This window comes from Candidatus Dormiibacterota bacterium, assembly GCA_036495095.1.
GTDB lineage: Bacteria > Chloroflexota > Dormibacteria > Aeolococcales > Aeolococcaceae > CF-96.
The window spans coordinates 1-4,763 of the sequence record DASXNK010000016.1 but is presented as its reverse complement, the minus strand read 5'-3'; the positions used below and the strand labels follow the sequence as shown (position 1 = coordinate 4,763).

Sequence of the window (4,763 nt, the reverse complement as noted above, 5' to 3'; positions counted from 1 at the left end):
GCCCACCACATCCACCACCGGATCGACGGAGGTCCGACGAGGCTGTGGAACCTCCTCTCGCTGTGCGAATACCACCACAACCGGCACCACGACGGCGAGTTCGACATCCGCCGCACCGCCGGGGGCGACCTCTGCTTCGAGACCCACGACGGCCTGCTGCTGGGCACCGCCACCGGCGGGTGCTGGAGGCGCCCGAGGCGCAGGGCCGGCCCGTGACCGGCCCGGGCCCCCACCCCCATCCGCCGGAAGACCGACCCCCGGCTCCGTCCGCTGGCCGACGCGCCCGGAGCCATCGCTCGTCGAGCATCGAGAGCATGGGATCGCTCGACGGACAGGCCGCCCTCATCACCGGCGCTTCGCGGGGCCTCGGCCGCGCCCTGGCGCTGAGCTTCGCCCGGGAGGGAGCCGTGCTGGCCCTCTGCGGGCGCCGCATCGCTCCGCTCGAGGAGGTGGTCGCGGAGGTCTGCGCCGCCGGCGTTCGGGCGGTGGTGATCAGCGCCGACCTCGGCATCGCCCGCGACGTCGAGCGGGTCGCCGCCACCGCGCTCGACCACCTCGGAGCTGTGGACATCCTCGTCAACAACGCCTCCGACCTCGGCACCGTGCCGCTCGCCCACCTCACCGACGCCAGCAGCGAGGCGCTGCAGCGGGCGCTCGACGTCAACGTGCTCGGCGCCTTCCGGCTCACCCGCGCCGTGATCGGCGGCATGCTGCTGCGCGGCCGCGGCGTGGTGGTGAACATCACCTCCGACGCCGCCGTCGTAGGCTATCCCGGCTGGGGCGTGTACGGCGCCTCCAAGGCCGCGCTCGAGGGGCTGACCCGCAGCTGGGCGGCGGAGCTGGAGGGCAGCGGGGTGCGGGTGATCGCCGTCGACCCCGGCGACATGGACACCGACATGCACCGCGCCGCCGACCCCGACGCCGACCCGGCCACGCTGCGCGACCCCGTCGAGGTCGCCGAGGCCATCCTCCGCCTGGTCGCCGCGCCCGCGGAGGTCGCGACCCGGACGGTGGCGGCGCTCTCGTGACCATGCTCGCCGTCCCCCCGCGCCAGCGCGCCTCGGCGCCGCCCGAGCTGCGCGGCCTCCGCCGCGACGGGGTGCGGCTCTGCGTCGTCGAACGGGCGGCGCGGGCGGTGGTCCACACCACCGTCGCGCGGCTCGGCGACCACCTCGGCGCCGGCGACCTGCTGGTGGTGAACAGCAGCCGCACCATCCCCGCCACCCTGCGCGGCGCTCGCGCCGACGGCGGCGCCGTCGAGATCCGTCCCTGGGTGCGGCGGGGGCAGAGCTGGGACGCGCTCGCCGTCGGCGTCACCCCTCCCCACGCCCCGGTGCCGCTGCGCGAGGGCGAGCGGCTGCGCCTCCCCGGCGGCCTCACCGCGCTGGTCACCGGCCGCCGTGCCGACGTCCCGCTGGTCTGGCGGCTGGAGCTCGAGGGCGCCGGCGGGCTCGAGACCCTGCTCGCCCACGGGCGCCCGATCCGCTACTCGTACGCCGGCGAGGGCATCGCCGCCGAGCACGACCAGACCGTCTACGCCACCCACCCGGGCTCGGCGGAGACCCCCTCGGCGGGCCGGGTGCTGAGCTGGGAGCTGCTCCTCGGGCTCCGCGCACGCGGCGTGGAGGTCGCCGACATCGTCCTCCACACCGGCCTCAGCTCCACCCAGGACGACGCCGTCGACGCCACCCATCCGCTCCTCGAGGAGTGGTTCTCGGTGGGCCCGGGCGCCGCCGCGGCGATCAACCGGGCGGGCCGGGTCGTCGCCGTCGGCACCACCGTGGTCCGTGCCCTGGAGAGCGCCGCCGGCGGCCGGCGGCGGGTGCTGCCCGCCCGGGGCTGGACCGGCCTCGCGGTCACCCCGGGGCACCGGATGCGCGCCGTCGATTCGCTGCTCACCGGCCTCCACGAGCCCGGCGCGTCGCACCTCGACATCGTCGCCGCCGCGGTCCCGGCGCCGCTGCTCGAGCGCGCCCACGCCGAGATGCTCCAGCGCGGCTACCTCTGGCACGAGTTCGGCGACTCCATGCTGGTGCTGTGACGCGGCACGACGCGGTGCGTACCATGGCGCCGTGGAATCGGTGGAGGTCCGGATGCGGGTCAACGGCGCCGAGCAGGTGCTCCGCCTGGCCCCCCGCACCACCCTGCTCGACGCGCTGCGCGACCACCTCCATCTCACCGGCACCAAGAAGGGCTGCGACATGGGGCAGTGCGGTGCCTGCACGGTGATCGTCGACGGCCGCCGCATCCTCTCCTGCCTCACCCTGGCGGTGATGGAGGCCGGGCACCAGGTCACCACCGTCGAGGGCCTGGCCCGCGGCGACGAGCTGCACCCGGTGCAGCGCGCCTTCATCGAGCACGACGGGATGCAGTGCGGCTACTGCACCCCCGGCCAGGTGATGAGCGCGGTGGCCCTGCTCGACGAGCCCTGCGGCCCCGACGACGCCGACGTCCGCGAGGCGATGAGCGGCAACCTCTGCCGCTGCGGCGCCCATCCCGGGATCATCGCCGCGGTGCAGCAGGCCCGCCGCGAGCTCGGCCGGGTCGGGGACGCGGCCGGGTGAGGCCGATCCGGCACCTGGCGGTGGGGAGCGAGGAGGCGGCGCTCGCCGCCCTGGCGGGCCACCCCGGCGACGCGGCCTGGCTGGCGGGCGGGACCAACCTCCTCGACATGCTCAAGCTCGACGTCGAGACCGCGGCGGTGCTGGTGGACATCAACGCGCTGCCGCTGCGCGGCATCGACGAGCTCGACGGCGGCGGCCTGCGCATCGGCGCCCTGGCGCGGATCAGCGACGTCGCCCACCACCCTGCGGTGCGGGGGCGGTTCCCGATGCTCTCCGAGGCGCTGCTCGCGGGCGCGTCGGCGCAGCTGCGCAACATGGCCACGGTCGGCGGGAACCTGATGCAGCGCACCCGCTGCAGCTACTTCCGCGACACCGCCATGCCCTGCAACCGCCGCGAGCCCGGCTCCGGGTGCGGAGCCCGCGACGGCGTCCACCGCGGCCACGCCGTCCTCGGCACCAGCCCGGCCTGCATCGCCGTGCATCCCTCGGACATGTGCGTGGCGCTGGCGGCGCTCGGCGCCACCGTGTCGGTGCGCGGCCCCGGCGGGGGGCGCAGCGTTCCCGTCACCGAGCTGCACCTGCTCCCCGGCGACCATCCCGAGCGCGAGACCGCGCTGGCCCGCGGCGAGCTGATCACCGCGGTCGAGATCCCGCCGCTGCCCTGGGCGGCGGGCTCGCGCTACCTCAAGGTGGGCGATCGCGCCTCGTTCGCGTTCGCCCTGGTCTCGGCGGCGGTGGCCCTCGACCTCGACGGCGGCAGCGTGCGCGACGCCCGGGTCGCCCTCGGCGGGGTGGGCACGGTGCCCTGGCGGTCGTTCGAGGCCGAGGCGGCGCTGCGCGGCCGCGCAGCGGACGGCGAGACCTTCGCCCTCGCCGCCGCCGCCGCGCTGCGGCCCGCCGCCCCGATCCGCGACAACGTCTTCAAGGTGGAGCTGGCCCGCCGCGTCCTGGTGCGCTGCCTGGGCACGGTGGCCGCGGCCGCCGGAGGGCGGGCGTGAGCGCGCCGCCGCGCCGGCGGCACGGCGCCCAGGCCGGGCCGTCGCGGGTGGACGCCCGCCTCAAGGTCACCGGCGCCGCCGGCTACACCGCCGAGATCCGGGTCGAGGGGCTCGCCCACGGGGTGATCGTCGGCAGCCGCATCGCCCGCGGCCGCGTCGAGGCGGTCGACATCACCGCCGCCGAGGCGGCCGGGGGCGTGCTCGCCGTCTTCTCGCCGGAGCGGCCGCTGCCCGAGCGGGGCACGCTGACCCCCGCGGGCTTCCTCGACCGCAGCCTCCACCTCGTCAACGGGCGGACCGTCGACCACTTCGGCCAGCCCGTCGCCCTGGTGGTGGCGGAGACCTTCGAGCAGGCCGTCCACGCCGCCTCGCTGGTGGCCGTCCGGTACCGCGACGACCTGGCGCGCACCCGCTTCGACGCCGCCGCAGCGGTCACCCCCGAGACCTTCGCCGGCGCCCCCGCGGTGTACCGCCGCGGCGACGTCGACGCCGCCCTCGAGGCCGCCGAGGTCCGGGTCGAGGCCGCCTACACGATCCCCATGCACCACCACGCCGCGATCGAGCCCCACGCCACCATGGCGGTCTGGGACGGCCCCCACCGGCTCACCGTCCACGACCCCTCCCAGGGCGTGGCCGAGGTCGCCGACCGTCTCGCCCCCCTGCTCGGCATCCCCGCCGCGAACATCCGCGTGCTCACCCAGTTCATCGGCGGCGGCTTCGGCTCCAAGGGCTCGGTCTGGGATCACACCGTGCTCGCCGCCCTCGCCGCCCGCGAGCTCGGCCGGCCGGTCCGCGTCGTCCTCGACCGGCGGCAGCTCTTCGACCTCACCGGGCACCGCGCCCGCAGCTGGCAGCGGGTGACCCTCGGCGCCGCCGGCGACGGGGTGGTGAGCGGGCTCCGCCACGAGGTGGTGGACGCCGTCGCCGCCCACGACGGCTACGGCGACCCCGCCGGGGTGGGGACTCGCATGCTCTACGCCGTCCCCCACCTCGAGACCGTGCACCGCCAGGTCGCGATGCACCTGCCCGCGGCCACCTTCATGCGGGCACCGGGCGAGGCTCCGGGCAGCTTCGCCCTGGAGTGCGCCCTCGACGAGCTCGCCGCCGCCACCGGCGTCGACCCCGTCGAGCTGCGCCTCCGCAACCACGCCGACCACGACCCCGAGAACGGGCGGCCGTGGTCGAGCAAGCGGCTGCGGGA

Annotated in this window: 5 protein-coding genes and 1 pseudogene; all 6 read left to right on the top strand. The window is 76.7% G+C overall.

Translation table 11 applies throughout. The annotated features are described in order from the left end of the window. Positions 1-216 (top strand): HNH endonuclease signature motif containing protein (locus tag VGL20_01335; protein ID HEY2702308.1); only part of this gene is annotated, 216 nt, incomplete at its 5' end. A 98-nt stretch (positions 217-314) separates the two neighbouring features. Further along, on the top strand, positions 315-1,028 hold the full coding sequence (locus VGL20_01330; GenBank protein HEY2702307.1) for an SDR family oxidoreductase: 714 nt from the start codon (positions 315-317) through the stop codon (positions 1,026-1,028). Between the two features lie 2 nt (positions 1,029-1,030). Next, positions 1,031-2,041, top strand: coding sequence for an S-adenosylmethionine:tRNA ribosyltransferase-isomerase (locus VGL20_01325; protein ID HEY2702306.1), 1,011 nt, complete (start codon positions 1,031-1,033; stop codon positions 2,039-2,041). A gap of 37 nt (positions 2,042-2,078) precedes the next feature. Continuing rightward, positions 2,079-2,564: pseudogene (locus VGL20_01320) on the top strand ((2Fe-2S)-binding protein). Next, positions 2,561-3,562, top strand: a complete 1,002-nt coding sequence (locus VGL20_01315; protein HEY2702305.1) for a xanthine dehydrogenase family protein subunit M — start codon at positions 2,561-2,563, stop codon at positions 3,560-3,562. Before VGL20_01320 ends, VGL20_01315 begins: the two are co-directional and overlap by 4 nt. Then, positions 3,559-4,763: molybdopterin cofactor-binding domain-containing protein (locus VGL20_01310; GenBank protein HEY2702304.1), on the top strand; the 1,205-nt coding region annotated here is incomplete at its 3' end. The genes VGL20_01315 and VGL20_01310, both read left to right, overlap by 4 nt.

Excerpts from the sequence above, each read along its gene's own strand:
- VGL20_01330 (HEY2702307.1), top strand. The coding sequence starts at position 315 with ATGGGATCGCTCGACGGACAGGCCGCCCTCATCACCGGCGCTTCGCGG.
- VGL20_01325 (HEY2702306.1), top strand. The coding sequence starts at position 1,031 with ATGCTCGCCGTCCCCCCGCGCCAGCGCGCCTCGGCGCCGCCCGAGCTG.